The organism is Kitasatospora sp. NPDC088346, from assembly GCF_044740765.1.
Taxonomy (GTDB): domain Bacteria; phylum Actinomycetota; class Actinomycetes; order Streptomycetales; family Streptomycetaceae; genus Kitasatospora.
In genome coordinates, this window is record NZ_JBIURH010000004.1 from 332,693 (window position 1) to 349,730 (window position 17,038).

Annotated in this window: 16 protein-coding genes and 1 rRNA gene; 6 read left to right on the forward strand and 11 right to left on the reverse strand. The window is 71.5% G+C overall.

Annotated elements, in window-relative coordinates:
• Positions 1–102 precede the first annotated feature (102 nt).
• On the reverse strand, positions 103–414 hold the full coding sequence (locus tag ACIOFR_RS09300) for a hypothetical protein (RefSeq protein ID WP_400994021.1): 312 nt from the start codon (positions 412–414) through the stop codon (positions 103–105).
• Positions 415–702: 288 nt separating this feature from the next.
• Here ACIOFR_RS09300 and ACIOFR_RS09305 point away from each other — a divergent pair, with 288 nt between their 5' ends.
• The 4 genes from ACIOFR_RS09305 (at position 703) to ACIOFR_RS09320 (ending at position 4,371) form a co-directional block, all read left to right on the forward strand.
• The gene (locus ACIOFR_RS09305) at positions 703–1,899 is read left to right on the forward strand and encodes an NlpC/P60 family protein (RefSeq protein ID WP_400993948.1); all 1,197 of its coding nucleotides are present in this window, start codon (positions 703–705) and stop codon (positions 1,897–1,899) included.
• Positions 1,900–2,046: 147 nt separating this feature from the next.
• Positions 2,047–2,766: a phosphatase PAP2 family protein gene (locus tag ACIOFR_RS09310; RefSeq protein WP_400993950.1), complete on the forward strand. Its 720-nt coding sequence runs from the start codon at positions 2,047–2,049 to the stop codon at positions 2,764–2,766.
• A 412-nt stretch (positions 2,767–3,178) separates the two neighbouring features.
• Positions 3,179–4,054 carry a hypothetical protein gene (locus ACIOFR_RS09315; protein WP_400993952.1) on the forward strand — a complete coding sequence of 292 codons (876 nt, stop codon included), beginning with the start codon at positions 3,179–3,181 and terminating at the stop codon, positions 4,052–4,054.
• A gap of 128 nt (positions 4,055–4,182) precedes the next feature.
• Complete coding sequence (locus ACIOFR_RS09320) at positions 4,183–4,371, forward strand: hypothetical protein (protein ID WP_400993955.1); 189 nt, start codon at positions 4,183–4,185, stop codon at positions 4,369–4,371.
• A gap of 151 nt (positions 4,372–4,522) precedes the next feature.
• On the opposite strand, the gene ACIOFR_RS09325 is transcribed toward ACIOFR_RS09320, so the two are convergent.
• Complete coding sequence (locus ACIOFR_RS09325) at positions 4,523–4,885, reverse strand: metal-sensitive transcriptional regulator (RefSeq protein WP_400993958.1); 363 nt, start codon at positions 4,883–4,885, stop codon at positions 4,523–4,525.
• Between the two features lie 235 nt (positions 4,886–5,120).
• Between ACIOFR_RS09325 and ACIOFR_RS09330 the strand changes: the two genes are divergently transcribed.
• On the forward strand, positions 5,121–5,741 hold the full coding sequence (locus ACIOFR_RS09330) for a DUF47 domain-containing protein (RefSeq protein ID WP_371498541.1): 621 nt from the start codon (positions 5,121–5,123) through the stop codon (positions 5,739–5,741).
• A gap of 5 nt (positions 5,742–5,746) precedes the next feature.
• Positions 5,747–6,742 (forward strand): anion permease, encoded by a 996-nt coding sequence (locus tag ACIOFR_RS09335; protein WP_400993960.1) that lies wholly within the window; start codon positions 5,747–5,749, stop codon positions 6,740–6,742.
• A gap of 150 nt (positions 6,743–6,892) precedes the next feature.
• Here ACIOFR_RS09335 and pstB read toward each other — a convergent pair whose 3' ends face one another.
• The 9 genes from pstB to rrf form a co-directional block, all read right to left on the reverse strand.
• A complete protein-coding gene (pstB, locus tag ACIOFR_RS09340; RefSeq protein ID WP_400993962.1) occupies positions 6,893–7,669 on the reverse strand; it encodes a phosphate ABC transporter ATP-binding protein PstB in 777 nt (258 codons plus the stop codon).
• A gap of 38 nt (positions 7,670–7,707) precedes the next feature.
• Positions 7,708–8,778 carry a phosphate ABC transporter permease PstA gene (gene pstA / locus ACIOFR_RS09345; protein WP_400993964.1) on the reverse strand — a complete coding sequence of 357 codons (1,071 nt, stop codon included), beginning with the start codon at positions 8,776–8,778 and terminating at the stop codon, positions 7,708–7,710.
• Complete coding sequence (gene pstC, locus ACIOFR_RS09350; protein ID WP_400993967.1) at positions 8,775–9,758, reverse strand: phosphate ABC transporter permease subunit PstC; 984 nt, start codon at positions 9,756–9,758, stop codon at positions 8,775–8,777. The genes pstA and pstC overlap by 4 nt, the downstream gene beginning before the upstream one ends.
• Positions 9,759–9,915: 157 nt before the next feature.
• The gene (gene pstS / locus ACIOFR_RS09355; RefSeq protein ID WP_400993970.1) at positions 9,916–11,046 is read right to left on the reverse strand and encodes a phosphate ABC transporter substrate-binding protein PstS; all 1,131 of its coding nucleotides are present in this window, start codon (positions 11,044–11,046) and stop codon (positions 9,916–9,918) included.
• A gap of 321 nt (positions 11,047–11,367) precedes the next feature.
• Positions 11,368–11,907: an NUDIX hydrolase gene (locus ACIOFR_RS09360; RefSeq protein WP_400993973.1), complete on the reverse strand. Its 540-nt coding sequence runs from the start codon at positions 11,905–11,907 to the stop codon at positions 11,368–11,370.
• On the reverse strand, positions 11,908–12,996 hold the full coding sequence (locus ACIOFR_RS09365) for a CHAD domain-containing protein (protein WP_400993976.1): 1,089 nt from the start codon (positions 12,994–12,996) through the stop codon (positions 11,908–11,910).
• A 134-nt stretch (positions 12,997–13,130) separates the two neighbouring features.
• Positions 13,131–15,638, reverse strand: coding sequence for an RNA degradosome polyphosphate kinase (locus ACIOFR_RS09370; protein ID WP_400993979.1), 2,508 nt, complete (start codon positions 15,636–15,638; stop codon positions 13,131–13,133).
• Between the two features lie 231 nt (positions 15,639–15,869).
• Positions 15,870–16,844: a mycothiol synthase gene (gene mshD, locus ACIOFR_RS09375; RefSeq protein ID WP_400993981.1), complete on the reverse strand. Its 975-nt coding sequence runs from the start codon at positions 16,842–16,844 to the stop codon at positions 15,870–15,872.
• A 102-nt stretch (positions 16,845–16,946) separates the two neighbouring features.
• Positions 16,947–17,038 (reverse strand): 5S ribosomal RNA (gene rrf, locus ACIOFR_RS09380); the annotation flags it as partial.

The following is a 17,038-nucleotide window of genomic DNA, read 5'->3' on the forward strand; positions in this document are numbered from 1 at the left end:
GGCCCTCCTGGTGCGGGGAGCCCGGGTGGGGGCTCCGCTGGTGGAACACGACTGCCCCAGCAGACGCGGCGCGACCGGTCCGCCGGGACGACTATCTGATCGTCAGATCGCCATGCCGTAGACAATGGTGAACAGGGTGCCGAGCGAACCGATGATGAACACGCCGGTCAGGCCCGCGATGATCAGCCCCTTGCCCTGTTCGGCGCTGAACGTGTCCCTCATCGCGGTGGCACCGATCCGCTGCTTGGCCGCCCCCCAGACGGCCAGCCCCAGGCAGGCCAGGATGGCCACGGCCATGACGACCTCCACCATCACCCGGGCCTCCGACCCGAGGCTCGCGAACGGGCCCCAGTCGGGCGCGATCCCACCGATGATGGTGTCGATATTGGCCTTCTTCGGCGGATCCTCCGCCAGGTACCCGGTCACCTTGTTGCCCACGCTGCTCAGGTTCATTTCCATCTCACCGCCCGATCAGGCAAATTCAAGGCCCCGAACCACGGTCGAGCGAAGGGGCCGGTCCTATTCTTGGCCAGATCTGATGTCGACTTGGCTGCTTCTCGCGGATTGGTCGTGCGGCACGGGACACGTACGACAGGATGTCCACCGTACGAAGGATACGGCTCACTCTATGTGTTCGCGTTGATTGCGCTGAGCAACGCCTTCCGAGACACTGCTGACTGACGCTTCGTCGGGATGGTGCTGATGGTACTCCGCAAGGCAGGCGCAGCCGCCGCCGCTGCGGTAGTTGTGACGTTCGGATTCGTCGGTCTGGTCAGTGTCGGGACGTTCGCCGCCAGTGGCGCACCCCAGCAGGCCGCGAACAACCTCGGCCTCTCCAGCGGCACCGTGCCCGCCGCGTACCAGCCGCTGATCCAGCAATGGGGCGTCCTCTGCCCCGAGATCTCCCCCCCGATGCTCGCCGCGCAGCTCTACCAGGAGAGCGGATTCGACCCGTCGGCCCGCAGCCCCGCCAAGGCCTACGGGATGGCACAGTTCCTGGAGGCCACCTGGGCGACGTACGGGACGGACGGGAACGGCGACGGCAAGCGGGACATCTGGGACGCCTCCGACGCCATCGCCTCCGCCGCCACCTACGACTGCGCCCTCGCGCACGACGTCTCCAACGTCCCCGGCGACCGCCAGGCCAACATGCTCGCCGCCTACAACGCGGGCCCCTACGCGGTGATAAGGGCCGGCGGCATCCCCGCGTACCGCGAGACCCAGGGCTACGTCCGCAGCATCCAGGCGCTCGCCCGCAGCTTCACGGCGCCCGCCGCCGGGGCCGGCGCGGCCGTCACCGTCTCCCACCAGGCGGCCGGCGCGATCTACTACGCCCAGACCAAGCTGGGCACGCCCTACCTCTGGGGCGGTGAGGGCCTGCCCTCGCAGAACGGCCGCTTCGACTGCTCCGGCCTCACCCAGGCCGCGTTCGAGAGCGTGGGCATCAAGCTCCCCCGGGTCGCCAACGACCAGTGGTACGCCGGCGAGCACCCCTCCCGGGACCAGCTCCGCCCGGGCGACCTGGTCTTCTTCGCCAACGACCTGAACGATCCGCGCTCCATCCACCACGTCGGGATCTACGTCGGCGGCGGCTACATGATCGACGCCCCGCACACCGGCGCGGTGATCCGCTACGACCGGATCGACCAGCGCGACTACATCGGCGCGACCCGGATCACCCAGGACGGCGCCGAGGCGCTGCCGGTGCGCGCCGCGGACGGCAGCATCACCGGCGGCGGCGGACCGAGCGGCGGCAACCCCGGCGCGGGCGCGGCGAGCCCGGCGGCCCAGGCACTCGCCGCCCCCGCGCCCGGCCTCCCGGGCACCACCGCCGCGAGTCGCCCGGCGAGCCCCGCGGCGGCCCTGTCGGCGGACGGTCAAACGCCGGCAAAGAGCTGACCCGGCGACAGCTCGGCGTGTGGGTGTCCAGTGGACGGTCAGTCAAGTTTCCATAACAGGCTTTCCGGATGGAAACCTGAACCCCGTCCACGGCGTTCTTGCCCAGTGGACCATTGAGACCTGTGTGACGAGAGAGGGAGGTGCGGCGTGCCGACGCTGCTCGCCGACACGGGCGACCCCGACCTCGACCTGCTGCGCGCCGTCAACGGCCTGGCCGGATCCGCGCCGAGCTGGGTGGACGGCCTGGTGTCCTGGATCGGCGAGTACGGCATCCTGCTGGGCCTCGCCGCCGTCTGCCTGACGGCCTGGTGGAGCGCCCGCCGGGCCCCCGACGCCCCGGTGGCGGTGGCCGGCCTGCTCTGGGCGCCGCTCGCGGTCGCCATCGCCGAGCTCGCCAACCTGCCCATCTCCGCGATCGTCGACCGCCCGCGGCCGTTCGTCGACCACCCCGAGCTGGACGTCCTGGTCGAGGGCAAGGAGGGCACGCTCTCCTTCGTCAGCGACCACTCGGCGATGTCCATGGGCATCGCCGTCGCCCTGATGCTGGTCAACCGGCGGCTCGGCCTGGTGGCCGGCGTGCTGGCCCTGCTCCAGGGCTTCTGCCGGATGTTCATGGGCGTGCACTACCCCACCGACGTGCTCGGCGGCTACGCGCTCGCCACCGCCGTGGTCCTGCTGCTGGCCCCGATCGCGATGGCGGTGCTGGTCCCGCTCTGCCACGCGCTGACGAGGACCGCCGTGTCACCCCTGATCGTGGCCGGTCCGCGGCGTGCCGCACCCGCCCGGCGCCGCCGCGCGGCCTCCCGCCGCGCCCGGCCGGTGGCCCCCGCCGAGGAACCCCCGCAGGAACGCGACCTGGCGGCCTGAGCCGCCCGGGGCCCAGGCGGGGCCGGGGCCCGTCCCAGGCGGCCCCGGAGCGGCTTCAGCGGCTGTCCAGGGGCTGTTGAGTCGCCGCCAGGTGCTCCGCGGCGTCCCGTCTCGCGCGGTCCCGGGAGCGCCGTGCCGGGGCTGCCCAGCCGCAGCTGCATTCGGCGAAGCAGAACGACCCGCGCTCGTCGATCGACACACGGTGGTCCGACCCGGGTGCCGCGCCGGGCTCCGCCGGCAGCTCGCTGTACACGTGCCTCACGGTAACCCGAGCCGGACCCGGCGCGCGACGACCTCCACACGCCCCCATTGGCGTAACCCCCGGGCCGTCGGCTCGTTGGACGGTGGAGAGCTCTGCCCACCCGGGGCAGCTGCTTGCCGGGCATCCGCGCCCGAGGGGGTTGTGTCCAGAGTGAAGAAGCCGATCAAGAGCCACCGGTCCGCACGGCCCGTCCGGACGGCCGCGGCGGTGGCCGTGCTCGCCGCCGCCCTGGCCGCCTGCGGTGGCGGTGGCAGCGGCGGCCGCCCCCAGGGCACCTCGGCGGACCAGCTCTCCGCCGATCCGCTGACCGCCGTCCGCAGCGCCGCCGACATCACCGGCCGCACCGGCTCGGCCCACGCCAGGACGGAGCTGAGCACCGAGTCCGCGGACAAGAAGGCCGTGTTCACCGGCACCGGCGGGTACGACTACGTCAAGCGGATCGGCCGGCTGGAGATCACCGTGCCGCCCGGGGCGGCGACCACCGGCACCATCCTGGAGGTGGTCCTGCCCGGCACGGTCTACCTGCAGAACAGCGGCGCCAAGATCCCGGCCGGCAAGTGGGTCAAGCTCGACGTCCGCCAGCTCCCCGACGGCAACCTGGTCAGCAGCGGCGCCACCGACCCGGCCGGCGCCGCCGGTGCGCTGCGCGGGGTGACCTCCTCCGAGCTGGTCGGCACCGAGACGGTCGGCGGCGTCGAGCTCAAGCACTACAAGGGCTCCCTGGACCTCTCCAAGGCGGCCGACGCCACCGGTGGCCGCGGGGCCGACTCGCTGCGGATGGGGGCACAGACCTTCACCACCAAGGAGGTCCCCTACGAGGCCTGGCTGGACTCGCAGGGGCGGCTGCGCAAGGTGGTCGAGACGTTCAACTTCACCGGTGTCGCGGGCTCCAAGGCCGCCAAGGACCAGGTCAAGGTGGTCTCGACGGTCTCGCTCGACGACTTCGGCAAGCCGGTGCAGGCGGCCGAGCCCGCGGCGGCCGACATCTACACGATGCCGGGCTCCGAGTCCCCCGGGGCGAAGTAGTCCGCGATGTCCCACCCGTTTCGGCGGCAGAGATGACCCGTCCGTGCCATGTGGCCGGGCCCGGTCCTGCCTACGCTGGACAGCCGGGGCTGCCGTCCGGACCGGCAGGTGGCGCTGAAGGGGTGGTGGTGCAGGTGGCGTCCGCGGACGGCCGCGCAGGCGGCCACGACAAGACGGCGCTCGACGAGATCGAGCTGGCCGGTGAGCTGATGATCGCCGCTTCCACCAGCGCGGAGGAGCGGCTGGCCACCGAGGAGATCGACGAGGTGCTGCTGGACCGGACCACCGACCCGCGGTCGGACGGGCCCGGCGGCTGACCGGCCCTCAACGCGGCGGCGCCGCCCGGCCGGCTGCCCGCGCGGCACCCGCCCGCGCGGGCCCCAGAGCCTCAGGGCCGCGCAGGCTCAGGACCGCGCAGGCTCAGGACCGCGCAGGCTGAGGTCCCCGCAGGCTCAGGACCGCGCAGGCTCAGGACCGCAGCAGCCGTGCGACGGCCGCGGTGGCCTCCGCCACCTTGGCGTCCAGCTCGGCGCCGCCCTCCTCGGCCGCGGCGGCGACGCAGTGCCGCAGGTGCTCCTCCAGCAGCGCGAGCGCGAAGGACTGCAGGGCCTTCGTCCCGGCCGAGACCTGGGTGAGGATGTCGATGCAGTAGACGTCCTCGTCGACCATCCGCTGCAGACCGCGGATCTGTCCCTCGATCCGCCGCAGTCTCTTGAGGTGCTCGGCCTTCTGCGAGCTGTAACCGTGCGGGCCGTGCCCGCCGTCACCGTGCCCCGCACCGGCGTCGCCGGGCGCCGGTCCGTCCTCGGTGCGCGTCGGGATCGTGGTCATCCGGCTCGCCTTCCGTCCTTGCTGGTCGCCTCCGTCTGAACCCCCAGTGTCCAACACCCCGGGCCGGAACGGTGTTCCGCCGTCCGGGCGGCCGGGTACGGACGGCCTGTGCAGGGCAGGAGCAAACCGGCCGAGTTTGGGCCACACTGAGGCGTCACGTCAACCCCCGTTTGCACTGTTCGGACGGCTTGCGCCTAGCATCGTTCAGTCCCGCCCCCGCACATCGGAGATTTCCGTGCGTTTTAGCCTGACCCCGAAGGAGACGAGCTTCTACGACATGTTCGCCGCTGCCGCGGAGAACCTGGTCGTCGGCTCGAAGCTCCTGCTGGAACTGCTGGGTGCAGACGTGTCGGCCCGCGCGGACATCGTCGAGCGCATGCGCGCCGCCGAGCACGCCGGGGACGACACCACCCACGCGGTGTTCCACCAGCTGAACTCCTCCTTCATCACGCCCTTCGACCGCGAGGACATCTACAGCCTGGCGTCCTCCCTGGACGACATCATGGACTTCATGGAGGAGGCCGTCGACCTGGTCGTCCTCTACGACATCCAGACCCTCCCGAAGGGCGTCGAGCAGCAGATCGAGGTGCTGGCCCGGGCCGCCGAGCTGACCGCGGGCGCGATGCCGAACCTGCGCTCGATGTCGAACCTGACCGAGTACTGGATCGAGGTCAACCGGCTGGAGAACCAGGCGGACCAGATCCACCGCAAGCTGCTCGCCCACCTCTTCAGCGGTCAGTACGACGCCATCGAGGTGCTCAAGCTGAAGCAGGTCGTCGACGTCCTCGAAGAGGCGGCCGACGCGTTCGAGCACGTCGCCAACACGGTGGAGACCATCGCGGTCAAGGAGTCCTGACCAGCGTGGACACGGCAACACTCATCGCCGTCCTCGGCGTCGCGTTCTTCTTCACCTACACCAACGGCTTCCACGACTCCGCCAACGCGATCGCGACCTCGGTCTCGACCCGGGCGCTCACCCCCCGGGTGGCCCTGGCGATGGCCGCCGTGATGAACCTGGCCGGCGCCTTCCTCGGCAGCGGGGTGGCCCACACGGTCTCCAGCGGGATCATCGAGACCCCGACCGGCCAGCAGGGCATGGCCATCCTGTTCGCGGCGCTGTTCGGGGCGATCACCTGGAACCTGGTCACCTGGTACTTCGGTCTGCCGTCCTCCTCCTCGCACGCGCTGTTCGGCGGCATGGTGGGCGCGGCGCTGGCCGGCGGCACCCAGGTGATCTGGTCCGGCGTGCTGGACAAGATCGTCATTCCGATGTTCGTCTCGCCGGTCGTCGGTCTGCTCTTCGGCTTCCTGGTGATGCTGGCGATCCTGTGGATCTTCCGGAAGGCCAACCCGCACCGGGCCAAGCGCAACTTCCGGGTGGCGCAGACGGCCTCGGCCGCCGCGATGGCGCTGGCCCACGGTCTCCAGGACGCCCAGAAGACGATGGGCATCGTGGTGATGGCGCTGACCATCTCGGGGCACCAGTCGACCAGCGAGATCCCGATCTGGGTCAAGATCTCCTGCGCGACGGCCCTGTCGCTCGGCACCTACGCCGGCGGCTGGCGGATCATGCGGACGCTCGGCCGCAAGATCATCGAGCTGGACCCGCCGCAGGGCTTCGCGGCCGAGGCCACCGCGTCGACGATCATGTACATCACCTCGTTCGTCTTCAAGGCGCCGATCTCCACCACCCACGTGATCACCTCCGCGATCATGGGCGTGGGCGCCACCAAGCGGATCCGCGCGGTGCGCTGGGGCGTGGCCAAGAACATCGTGCTGGGCTGGTTCATCACCATGCCGGCGGCGGCGGTGGTGGCCGCGGTCATCTACTGGATCATCTACCTGATCTTCGGCTGACCGGCCGTCCGGACGGACGGCAGACCACCGGACAGAAGACGGAAGGGCCCGCCCCCACATCACGGGGGCGGGCCCTTCTCGCACGCTCTGCGGTGGCACCGCCATGCAGCACCCCAGAGCAGCTCGTGTCCGCGCGACGGCGGCCGGTGCCTAGCCGAAGCGGCCGGAGATGTAGTCCTCGGTGGCCTGGACCGACGGGTTGGAGAAGATCCGCTGGGTGTCGTCCAGCTCGATCAGCCGACCCGGCTGGCCGACGCCGGCCAGGTTGAAGAAGGCGGTGCGGTCGCTGACGCGGGCCGCCTGCTGCATGTTGTGGGTCACGATGACGATCGTGTACTGGGTCTTCAGCTCACCGATCAGGTCCTCGATGGCGAGGGTGGAGATCGGGTCCAGGGCCGAGCAGGGCTCGTCCATCAGCAGCACCTGCGGCTCGACCGCGATGGCGCGGGCGATGCACAGCCGCTGCTGCTGGCCGCCGGAGAGGCCGGCGCCGGGCTTGTTCAGCCGGTCCTTGACCTCGTTCCAGAGGTTGGCACCCTTGAGGGACTTCTCCACCACGCCGTCCAGCACGGACTTCTTCTTGACGCCCGCGAGCTTGAGACCGGCCACCACGTTGTCGTAGATGGACATGGTCGGGAACGGGTTGGGGCGCTGGAACACCATGCCGACCGAGCGGCGCACGGCGACCGGGTCGACGTTGGAACCGTAGAGGTTCTCGTCGTCGAGCAGCACCTTGCCCTCGACCCGGGCACCGGGAATGACCTCGTGCATCCGGTTGAGGGTGCGCAGGAAGGTCGACTTGCCGCAGCCGGACGGGCCGATGAAGGCCGTGACCGAGCGGGGCTCGACGGTCATCGAGATGTCCTCGATGGCCTTGGTGGATCCGTAGAAGGCGGACAGTCCGCTGACGTCGATGCGCTTTGCCATGATCTTTCTTCTTCTCTCGTCTCGTACGTCAGTCGGTGTCAGTGCCCGGCCTTGGGCGAACGCCAGCGTGCGATGCCCCGGGCGACGAGGTTGAGCCCCATCACGAAGGCGATCAGCACCAGCGCCGCACCCCAGGCACGGTCGTAGCCGTACTCGTTGTTGACCACGGTGTACTGCTGCCAGATGTAGAGCGGCAGCGACTGCTGCGGGTCGTGGAACGGGTCGCTGTTGATGACGTCACTGCCGAACACCAGCATCAGGACCGGAGCGGTCTCGCCGGTGATGCGGGCGACGGCCAGCATCACGCCGGTGGTGATTCCGCCGATGGCGGTCGGGATCACGATCCGGACGATGGTCTTCCACTTCGGTACACCGAGGGCGTACGAGGCCTCGCGCAGCTCGTTCGGAACGAGCTTCAGCATCTCCTCGGCGGAACGGACGACCACGGGGATCATCAGGATCGCCAGGGCGAGGCTGCCGGAGAAGCCGGAGTAACCCTGCTTGAGCATGGTCCAGAGCGAGAAGATGAACAGACCGGCGACGATCGACGGGACACCCGTCATGACGTCGACGAAGAAGGTGACCGCCTGGGCCAGCCGGCCCCGGCCGTACTCGACCAGGTAGACGGCGGTCAGCAGGCCGATCGGGGCCGCGATCAGGGTGGCCAGCAGGACCTGCTCCAGGGTGCCGATGATGGCGTGGTAGATGCCGCCGTCGGCCGTGGTCGAGGCGACCACGCCCTTCATCGAGTGGGTCAGGAAGTTGCCGTTGATGGCGCCGATGCCCTGCTGGACCGTGTAGAAGGTCAGCGCGCCGAGCGGGACCACCGCGGCGATGAAGGCCACCCAGACCACCGAGGTGGCGAAGCGGTCCTTGGCCTGCCGGCGGCCCTCGACCTTGGCCGAGAGACCGTAGCTGAGCACCAGGAACAGGACGGACGCGATCAGGCCCCACTGGATGTGGCTGGCGAGTCCGGCGCCCGCGCCGATCGCGCAGCCGAGTGCGATCGCGAGCACGGCCACCCCGACCGGCGCCCACTTCGGGAGCCGGGCCGCGGTCAGGTCGCGGCGCAGCAGCGGAGCCGGGGACGTCGTGGTTGTGGCGCTCATGCGTTGGCCCCCGAGTACTCCTTGCGGCGCGCGATGATCATCCGGGCGGCGCCGTTCACCAGCAGGGTGATCACGAACAGGACGAGGCCGGAGGCCATCAGGGCGTCGCGCCCGAACGGCTGGGACTCGTTGAACTTCAGCGCGATGTTCTGCGCGAAGGTGCCGCCGCCCGGGTCGAGCAGGTGCAGCGAGAGCTGGCTGTTGCTGGAGAGCACGATGGCGACCGCGATGGTCTCGCCGAGCGCGCGGCCGAGGCCCAGCATCGAGGCCGAGATGATGCCCGGGCGGCCGAACGGCAGCACCGCGGTGCGGATCATCTCCCAGCGGGTGGCGCCGAGGGCCAGGGCCGCCTCCTCGTGCATCCGCGGGACCTGCCGGAAGACCTCGCGGGTGACCGCGGTGATGATCGGCAGCACCATGATCGCCAGCAGGATGCCGACCGTGAACAGGTTGCGTGCCGGGGCGCCGTTCTTGGTCTGGTCGAAGATGTACGTCCAGGACAGGTACTGGTCCATCCAGCTGGTCAGACCGTCCATGTGCGGGACCAGGAAGAGCACACCCCACAGGCCGTAGACGATGCTGGGGACCGCTGCCAGCAGGTCCACCAGGTAGGCGAACGGCTGGGCGATCCGGCGCGGCGCGTAGTGCGAGATGAACAGCGCGATCCCGACGGCCACCGGCACCGCGATCGCCATCGCGATCACGGCGCTGACCAGGGTGCCGAAGGTCAGGACCGCGATGCCGAAGACCGGCCGGGCGCCGTCCGGGGTCCACTCGAAGGTGGTGAAGAAGTTGCCGTCGTTCTTGCCCAGGGCGAGAGCCGAGCGGTAGGCCAGGAAGCCCGCGATGGCGGCCATGATGACCAGCAGCAGGATGCCCGACCCGCGGGAGAAGTTGAAGAAAACCTTGTCGGCGAAGCGGCTGTCACGCCGGCTCCGCTCTGCCCTGCCCTCGGCGTCGGCAGGGGGCGATGAAGTCATGATCGTTTACTCCGGTCTGGCGGCGCTGCCCCGTGGAGGGCGGCACCAATGGCGGCGGTGCCCCGGACGTGTGTGACGGTCGATCTGCACCGGTACCCGGCAGGACGGCCCCGCCCCCTCCTTCGGGGGCCGCCCTGCCCGTGGTACCGGCGGTGGATCAGGCCAGGGTCGGGATGACGGCCTGGACCTTGGCGGACAGCTCCTTCGGCAGCGGCACGTAGCCGGCCTGGCCGATGGCCTGCTGGCCGTTGTCGCTGATGGTGTAGGTCAGGAAGGACTTGAGCAGGTCGAGGCTCTCGGCCTTGTTGCCCTTGTCGCAGGCGATCTCGTAGGTGACCAGGACGAGCGGGTAGGCACCCTCGTCCTTGGTCGCGTAGTCGAGGGTCAGGGCCAGGTCGCTGCCGGTGCCCGCGATCTTCGCCTTGGCGAAGGTGGTGGCGCCGTTGGCGGCGGTGGCCTCGACCGGCTTGCTGGCGCCGGTGTTGATGGCGGCGCTGTTCAGCTTATTGGTCTGGGCGAAGGAGAGCTCGACGTAGCTGATCGAGTTCTTGACGCCCTTCACCTGGGCCGAGACACCGGCGCTGCCGTTGGCCGACTGGCCGCCCTTGCCCGCCCAGGTCTTCGCGGCCGGGTAGGTCCAGGCGCCGTTCGAGGCCTTCGCCAGGTACTTGGTCAGGTTCTCGGTGGTGCCCGAGTCGTCCGAGCGGTGGATCGCCTGGATGTCGGCGGCCGGCAGGTTGACGCCCGGGTTCAGGGCGGCGATGGCCGGGTCGTTCCACTTGGTGATCTGCGAGTCGAAGATCTTCGCGATGGTCGGGCCGTCCAGGACGAGCTTGTCGACGCCGTCGACGTTGAAGACCACCGAGATCAGACCGCCGACCATCGGCAGGTTGACACCCTGGCCACCGGTGCAGACCGCCTTGGAGGCGTCGACCTCGGCCGGCTTCAGGGCCGAGTCGGAGCCGGCGAAGGCGACCTTGCCCTGGTTGAACTGCTGGATGCCGGCGCCCGAGCCGACCGCGCCGTAGGTGACGGTGGTGCCGGAGCAGGCGGCGCCGTAGGCGGCCTTCCACACGTCGACGGCGTTGCCCTGGGCGGTGGAACCCGCACCGAGCAGCTGGCCGCCCTTGGCGCAGGCGATCGCGGCGGCCGGAGCCGCACCGGAGGAACCGCCGGCGGCGGGCTTGGTGTTGTCGTCGGTACCGCACGCGGCGAGCGACAGCGAGCTGACGAGCGCCACGGCACCGATGGCGAGGGCCTTGGAGCGGCCGTTCCGCTGGAGCTTCACAGGGTGTCCCTTTCTGAGGCATCACCTGCGCCCGACCGGCCCCCCGAGGGGCCCGACGACGCGGGCTTTGCTGTGGTCCGGGGCCTTGCTCGGCCCTCCGGTAGACCCGAAGTTAGGCCGGGCAGGTGACGCATCAGGCGGTCGCAAATGAACGGGGAGTGAACCTCGAACGGACGACAGGAAACTGCGGCCGGTAGTAACGGTTGCGTCACGAGCAGGGCGCAGCGAGATCACCAGGACCCGGCGGCCGCGGGCCGCGGGCCGCACCCCCGGGTTTCGGACCCGCCGCACCCCGGGTCCGGACCCGCCGTGCCCCCGGTCTCAGACCCGCCGGACATCCGTGCCGAGCGCCGCCAGCAACGCGTCCACGAGCTCCCGGTCCCGGGGATGGGTGAGCCGCGCCCGGGCCTTGCGCGGGGCCAGCCACTCCAGCCGGTCCACCTCCCGGTTGGGCGCGAAACCGCCTCCGGTCGGCACCGCCGCCCAGTACCGGACCTCCTTCGGCCGACCGTTCACCCGGTAGTGCTGCGCGGGCAGCTCGTCCCCCAGGACGCAGTCGAGGCCGGTCTCCTCCCGCACCTCGCGCAGCACCGCCGCCCGCCAGCCCTCCCCCGGCTCCAACTTGCCCTTCGGCAGGCTCCAGTCGTCGTACTTGGGCCGGTGCACCAGCGCGATCCGCGGCTTCTTCCGGCGCCGCCCGTCCTTCGCCACCGGGCCCGGCACCCACAGCACCGCACCGGCGGCGAGGATCGTCGAACGCCCCACCCGCCCCCGGCGCGCCCCCGCCCCACCGCCGCCCGAACCGGTGCGGGAGCCGTACGTACGGGCCGCGTCGCGCGCGGCGGTCAGGCGGTCGCCCATTCATGCCATCCGTGGTGCAGGGGGTACGCCCCCGGACTCCGGCCGCAGGGATTCCCACCCGGCCGCCAGGCCGAGGGACAGCGTCGGCCACTGGTGGCCGAAGGCGTACCGCGACGCCTCCACCTCCAGTCGTTGATCAGCATGCACCACGCCGAGCACGTACGCGGTCGCCGGGGTGATCCTGGGCGTGCGCGCCGCCGTCGCGGCGGTCACCGCGGCGTCCGCCGCCTCCTGGTGCCGGTCCAGCACCCCGTCCAGCCCGTCCAGCTCCGGCAGCGGGCGCCGGCAGACCTCCAGCGCGTACCTGGCCCGCTTCACCAGGATCCGCACCCGGTGCCACGGCGCGTCGTCCGCGGCCAGCGCCGCCTCCGCGTCCAGCACCGGGCCCCGGGCAGCCGGCACCGTGGCCAGCCGGTGCAGACCGTCGCCGCCGTACGGGGTGGCGGCCCGGCTCAGCGGCAGCTGCTCCGCCCCCGACACCAGCGCCGCCAGCGCGCCCACCGCCTGCCCCGGCAGCTCCGCGGCCGGCCGGGCGGCCGCGGCACCCACCAGCGGGACGTCACCCGCCAGCAGCGTCATCCGGTCGGCCAGCGCGTGCAGCCGCGCCGAGCGCAGCTCCTGGAGGACCGCGGTGTGCGCCCTGGTCCGCGCCAGGGTCAGCTGCCGCTCCAGCAGGGCCCGTGCCTTCGGCGTCCCGGCGTGTCCGGCCAGCATGCCCGGGCCCTCCGCGGCGGTCTCGCCGAGCGAGTCCACGGCCGCCAGCAGCCGGGCCGCCCGCCGCTGGTACGCCGGTTCCTGGCCGAGCAGGTTCAGCAGCCACCGCAGCTCGGTCCTGGCCTCCTCGGCCCAGCCCTGCTCGAACGCGGCACCGAAGGTGTGCAGCACCCCGCCGACCCGCCGCACGGCCCGCAGCAGGTCGTCCGCGGCCGCCGCCGAGGCCGGCAGCGCGCCCGGTCTCGACCCCGCCTCGCCCACCGCCTGCGGCAGCGCGCGCAGGAACACCCCCGCCTGCGCGGTGAGGTAGCCGGCAAGGACCTCCCCGACGGTCGCCGCGGACGTCGCGGCTGCCGTGGTCGGCGCTTCGGTCATGGCACTGCTCTCCCCGATGTGGTCCCGGGCCCACGCCGTGGCGGTGGACCCGGGGCTGGTGTCCGGTGCTCCCGTGCTCCGACCGTGGCCGGTCGGCGCCGGCCGGTCATCGCGTGCCGGTCAGTGCCGGCCGGTCAACGCGTGCCCGCCGCGCTGCGGTGGCGGCGGCGCGATTCGATCAACAGGTCCTGGATGTGCCGCAGCGGCCGGCCCTCGGCGTCCTGGGAGTGCCTGGTCCAGCTGCCGTCCGACCCCAGGTGCCAGGACTCGGTCTCGTCCGACATCCCCAGGTCCAGCAGCCCGGACAGCTCCGTCCGGTGCGCCGGGTCGGCGACCCGCACCAGCGCCTCGATCCGGCGGTCCAGGTTGCGGTGCATCATGTCGGCGCTGCCGAACCAGACCTCCGGGTCGCCCCCGTTGCCGAAGACGAAGACCCGCGAGTGCTCCAGGAACCGCCCGAGGATGCTGCGCACCCGGACGTTCTCGCTCAGCCCGGCCACCCCCGGCCGGATCGCGCAGATCCCGCGCACCCAGACGTCCACCGGCACCCCAGCCTGCGAGGCCCGGTACAGCGCGTCGATCAGCTGCTCGTCGACGACGGAGTTGACCTTGAGCTTCACGTACGCCGGACGGCCCGCCCGGTGGTGGGCGATCTCGCCGTTGATCCGCGAGATCAGGCCGTCCCGCAGCCCGCGCGGCGCCGTCAGCAGCCGCCGGTAGGACTCCCGCCGCGAGTAGCCGGACAGCCGGTTGAACAGGTCCGACAGGTCCGCCCCGACCTGCTGGTCGGCGGTCAGCAGGCCCAGGTCCTCGTAGAGCCGCGCCGTCTTGGGGTGGTAGTTGCCGGTACCGACGTGGGAGTACCGGCGCAGGGTGTCACCCTCCTGCCGGACCACCAGCGACAGCTTGCAGTGCGTCTTCAGGCCGACCAGCCCGTAGACCACGTGGCAGCCGGCCTCCTCCAGCTTGCGGGCCCACTTGATGTTGGCCTGCTCGTCGAACCGGGCCTTGATCTCGACCAGGACCAGCACCTGCTTGCCGGACTCCGCGGCGTCGGTCAGCGCGTCCACGATCGGCGAGTCGCCCGAGGTCCGGTACAGCGTCTGCTTGATCGCCAGCACGTGCGGATCGGCCGCCGCCTGCTCCAGGAACGCCTGCACGGAGGTGGAGAAGCTGTCGTACGGGTGGTGCAGCAGCACGTCCCGTTCCCGCATCGCGGCGAAGATGTCCGGCTGCGAGGCGGACTCCACGTCGGTCAGGCCGCGGGCGGTGCCGGCCACGAACTTCGGGTACTTCAGCTCCGGACGGTCCAGGTCCGCGATCCCGAACAGCCCGGTCAGGTCGAGCGGACCGGGCAGCGGGAACACCTCCGCCTCGGTGATGTTCAGCTCGCGGATCAACAGGTCCAGGATGTACGGGTCGATCGACTCCTCGACCTCCAGCCGCACCGGCGGCCCGAAGCGGCGCCGCATCAGCTCCTTCTCCAGCGCCTTGAGGATGTTCTCGGTGTCGTCCTCCTCCACCTCCAGGTCCTCGTTGCGAGTGACCCGGAAGGCGTGGTGCGCCAGCACCTCCATCCCGGGGAAGAGCTCCTCCAGGTGCGCCCCCATCACGTCCTCCAGCGGCACGTACCGCTGCGGCGAGGCCTCCAGGAAGCGCGGCAGCGACTGCGGCACCTTCACCCGGGCGAAGTGCTTGTGGCCGGAGACCGGGTTGCGGACCACCACCGCGAGGTTGAGGCTCAGCCCCGATATGTAGGGGAACGGGTGCGCCGGGTCGACCGCCAGCGGCGTCAGGACCGGGAAGATCTGCTGCCGGAACAGCGCGTGCAACCGCAACTGGTCCTTGTCCACCAGCTCCGACCAGCGGACCAGCTCGATCCCCTCGGCGGCCAGGTCCGGCAGCACCTCCTGCTGGAAGGTCGCCGCGTGACGCGCCATCAGCTCCCGCGATCGGCGCCAGATCAGGTCGAGCACCTCGCGCGGCTGGAGCCCCGACGCGGACTTCTGGGCGACCCCGGTCGCGATCCGGCGCTTGAGGCCGGCGACCCGGACCATGAAGAACTCGTCCAGGTTCGACCCGAAGATCGCCAGGAACTTGGCCCGCTCCAGCAGCGGGATGGTCGGGTCCTCGGCCAGCTCCAGCACCCGCTCGTTGAACGCCAGCCAGCTGCGCTCCCGGTCCAGGAAGCGACCCTGCGGCAGCTCGCCCAGCCCGTGGTCGGCGCCCGGCGACTGCTTGCCCTCCTCGGGGCCGAGGCCGAGCGCCAGGGCGCTCGCCGGCGCGGGGGCGGCCACCACGGCGCCCAGCGTCCTCGCGGAGGCGGTCTGCGCCGCGGTCGCCGCGCGCTTGGCGGGCGTGGCGGTGGTGCGCTTGGCGGTGCTGCGCTTGGCCGCCGCCGTGCGCTTGGCCGGTGCGGCCTTCTTCGCGGTGGCGCGCTTGGCCGGACGGGCCTGCGCCGCGGCGCCCTCGGCCCGGCCCTGAGCGGCGCCACCGGACCCGGCGACCGGACCGCCGGGAACCGATCCGTCGGAAGCCGGGGACCCGTCGGGGACCGCGGATGCCGGGCCCTCTGCCGTACCGGCGCCCTGGGTACCGGGCGCCGACGGGATCGAGGCGGAGACAGGCCGAGGGATGCTCATGGTTTCCAGCTCCTCCTGCGGGGCGAAGTCTCGGCTGTACGAAGCACCGGTGGCGCCCGTACGGCCCTCGTCCCGCTGCACCGGCGTCCACCCACCGTGCGCGGCCGGCGGATTACCGGCCGATCGGTGGGCGGTACGTGGACGAGGCACTTCGGGCTTCATCCTGTGATCTTCGCGGTGTCAATTGAATCCACGGTAAACACCGCATGGCCGGGAGGAAAGCTGAGTCGGTCACCCCTGTGGCTGCACCCGGGAGTGCTGCCCGGTGCCGACGGCCGCCGCCTGGACGCGGTACATCAGGTCCACCTCGTGGATGGTGAACCCCAACCGCTCATATACCCGCACCGCCGCCGGATTGTCAGCGTCCACATAGAGAAGTACGGCCGGCACCTTACGCTCCAGCAGCAGGTGCCGCAGGCCGGCGGCCGTCAGCGCCCGCCCGAGACCGCTGCCCTGCTCGCCCGGGGCCACGCCGACCACGTACACCTCGCCGAGGCCGTCCGGGTGCACCTTCGTCCAGTGGAAGCCCACCGGCTCGCCGTCCCGGGTCGCCAGGAAGAAGCCGGCCGCGTCGAACCAGGGCTCCGCCAGCCGGTCCGCCAGGTCGTCCCGGGTCCAGCCGCCCTGCTCGGGGTGGTGGGCGAAGGCCAGGGCGTTCAGCCGGAGCCAGGCGTCGTCGTCCTGGCCCGGACGGAAGGTCCGGAGCTCGATCCCCACCGGCAGCGGCACCCCCTCGGGTGCGTCCGCCGTCCGGCGCATCTGCCGCAGCTCCCGCACCAGCTCCGCGCCGTAGACCTCGGCCAGCCGGCCCGCGGCGGGGTGGCCGCCGTGCGCCCAGAAGTCCACCGACGTGCCGGGCCCGGCCGCCGCCAGCACCTGGTCCACCAGGCGGTGGCCCAGCCCCCTGCCCCGGAGGTCCGGCAGTACCGCGAGCTCGGCGGCGGCCGCGGCCGGACTGGTGCTCTCCAGCTGCGCGTACCCGGCTGCCGCGTCGGCGTACGTCTGCACCAGGTGTCGCACGCCCGGGCGCGGGCTGTCCGCCCTGATCCTCAGCCGGCCGGCCTCCGAGACGGCTTCCCGCCCGTCCGTCACGGCTGCCGCGGTCAGCACCGCCCGGGCCAGGTCGAGTTGTTCCGGAGTGAGTGAGTCCGTCGCCAGGATCCGGCCCTGGTCGTCGGCGCGCGAGATGTGCTCAGCGGTCTCCATGTGAGCGACCTTACGCCGCATCAGCTCCCGTTCACCCGGCGGCTGCCCGGGAATGCGAAAAGCCCCTCCCGGGTGACCCGGGAGGGGCTTCTCTGAAAGATTGTTCGGCGGCGTCCTACTCTCCCACAGGGTCCCCCCTGCAGTACCATCGGCGCTTTGAGGCTTAGCTTCCGGGTTCGGAATGTAACCGGGCG

Coding starts and splice junctions, on each gene's coding strand:
- mshD (WP_400993981.1), bottom strand. CDS start 16,844: ATGGAGACCGCTGAGCACATCTCGCGCGCCGACGACCAGGGCCGGATC.
- pstB (WP_400993962.1), bottom strand. CDS start 7,669: ATGGCAAAGCGCATCGACGTCAGCGGACTGTCCGCCTTCTACGGATCC.
- ACIOFR_RS09325 (WP_400993958.1), bottom strand. CDS start 4,885: ATGACCACGATCCCGACGCGCACCGAGGACGGACCGGCGCCCGGCGAC.
- ACIOFR_RS09360 (WP_400993973.1), bottom strand. CDS start 11,907: ATGGGCGACCGCCTGACCGCCGCGCGCGACGCGGCCCGTACGTACGGC.
- ACIOFR_RS09305 (WP_400993948.1), top strand. CDS start 703: ATGGTACTCCGCAAGGCAGGCGCAGCCGCCGCCGCTGCGGTAGTTGTG.
- pstC (WP_400993967.1), bottom strand. CDS start 9,758: ATGACTTCATCGCCCCCTGCCGACGCCGAGGGCAGGGCAGAGCGGAGC.
- pstA (WP_400993964.1), bottom strand. CDS start 8,778: ATGAGCGCCACAACCACGACGTCCCCGGCTCCGCTGCTGCGCCGCGAC.
- ACIOFR_RS09365 (WP_400993976.1), bottom strand. CDS start 12,996: ATGACCGAAGCGCCGACCACGGCAGCCGCGACGTCCGCGGCGACCGTC.
- ACIOFR_RS09370 (WP_400993979.1), bottom strand. CDS start 15,638: ATGAGCATCCCTCGGCCTGTCTCCGCCTCGATCCCGTCGGCGCCCGGT.